This window comes from Xanthobacter sp. BG11Y11_SDJG, from assembly GCF_057364445.1.
The window spans coordinates 1-515 of record NZ_JBNFNU010000901.1; the positions used below are offsets into that span (position 1 = coordinate 1).

1 pseudogene is annotated in these 515 nt (G+C 75.7%); it reads right to left on the minus strand.

Annotated elements, in window-relative coordinates:
* Positions 1–63: 63 nt before the first annotated feature.
* A pseudogene (locus AC2W7M_RS27205) lies at positions 64–515 on the minus strand (hypothetical protein); the annotation flags it as partial.

The window sequence follows — 515 nt, forward strand, 5'->3', positions numbered from 1 at the left end:
GCGGCGGCGAGCGCCAGCCACAGCGGCAGGCGCGGCCGCATGCGTTGTGCGGTAGGCCAGCTCTCAGCCAAGGCCGCCCCCGGGCGGATGGGTGAGCGCCTGCGTGAGCAGCCGGGCGAACCGCTGGGCCGTGGGCAGGCCGCCGAACGGGTTCATTGAGCCGAGCACCACCACGCGGTTCTCGCGCACGCTCGGCAGCGCGCGCCAGACCGCGCTCTGCGGCAGGATGCGCCGCGCATCCGGCGGCACGGGCGGCAGGATGACGATGCCGGCATCGGCGAAGCGCGCCAACGCCTCCAGCCCCACCGGCGCCGAGGCGGCATAGGAGGTGCCGGCGGTCCAGGCGTTGGCGAGGCCGAGGCGCGCCAGCACCTCGCCGAACATGCTGTCGGGCCGAACACGCGGAAGTGGCGGGCATCGCCCAGATTGATGACGAGCAGCGGGCGCTCGCCCCAGCCGGCCAGCGCGGCACGGGCAGCGCGCCAGCGTCTCCTGGGCCTGGGCGATGAGGCGGC